Annotated in this window: 1 protein-coding gene; it reads left to right on the top strand. The window is 65.0% G+C overall.

Annotation, left to right across the window (positions count from 1 at the left end):
* Positions 1–432: 432 nt before the first annotated feature.
* Positions 433–1,182, top strand: a 750-nt coding sequence (locus tag ASG00_RS05310; protein ID WP_156456200.1) for a helix-turn-helix domain-containing protein, incomplete at its 3' end; no start/stop codon positions are given.

Here is a 1,182-nt window from a genome sequence, read left to right as displayed (position 1 = left end):
GTGGATCTTGTCACAGCCATTCTTGGTCGACGGAGATGACCGAGGCACGGCGCGGAGGCACGTTCCGGATTACCTGCTTATTCACGCCGATGACTCGGCGTGCGTGGTCGACGTGAAGCCCGCCGAGAAGCTGTCGCGACCAAAGGTTCACAACTCGTTGGCGTGGTCCCGGCGAGTCATCGAGGGGCACGGCTGGGAATACCGGGTGCAATCCGAACCCAACCCCGTGATGCTTGCCAACGTGCAGTTCCTCGCGGGCTACCGGNCCCTTGGAGAGGCGGTGCGAGCCGTAGCTCCTATAGAGGGTGACATCAGGTTCGCGCGTTCCCTCGTCTTGCATCTGCTGTGGGTGCGGCATCTGAACGCCGACCTGACTCGGCCCCTGTCGACCGCCAGCCTTTTGACGCCATCTTCCAGAGAGGACCAGTCGGGATGAAGAAGACATGGACGGTTGCCCCGGGCGCACAGCTCGTCTACGACGGCGAAATGTGCACCGTCGCGGAGATCGGGGATGGAGCGGTCATCGTCCGCACCGCGGACGGGAGTACTCGCCGGCTGCGGATGCTCGACGTGCTGCGGCCTGCTTCGGAGGGCGGTACCGCGCACGTCCCGGGAAGACTTCCCGATGACGAAGAGTCGCAGCCGTTGATGCTCGTCTGGTCTGATGCGACCGAGTCCGCCCAGGCGGCCGCCCATGAGCGCGCCGATCATGTCCGCGAGGTACTCACCGGATACAGATCGGGAAGTCGAGAGATCGCCCGTGAGGGAGAACCGCGCTTTGAGTACCACCCACAACGTTCATTGGGAGAACGGCAGACCGCGAAGGCCAAGGAGCTCGGCATCGGGACGCGGACACTGGAACGCTGGGTATCCCGCTACCGCGACACCGGCGAGGCGGGCCTGATCGACACCCGCAGGTCTCGGACGGGCGCGGCCCTGACGAACTTCGATCCGCGCTGGGTCGACGCCGCCCGGACCGTGATCGATGAACAGGGCAACCAGTCCAAGGTGCAGAAGAAGATCATCCTCGCCCGCATCGCCGCCCGCGTCGAGCGCGTCCACGGACCCGAGGTCGTCACCCTCCCGTCGACCGCCAGCGGATACCGGGCATTGGACGAGCTCTCCCGAGGCCGAGCAACGTTCTCCGGGTCCACGAAAGCCAAACGATCAATAGCGAACCGG

It is taken from the genome of Microbacterium sp. Leaf351 (assembly GCF_001423825.1).
GTDB classification, from domain to species: domain Bacteria; phylum Actinomycetota; class Actinomycetes; order Actinomycetales; family Microbacteriaceae; genus Microbacterium; species Microbacterium ginsengisoli.
Note: the sequence above shows the minus strand (reverse complement) of the source record. Positions and strands in the feature narration are given on the sequence as shown.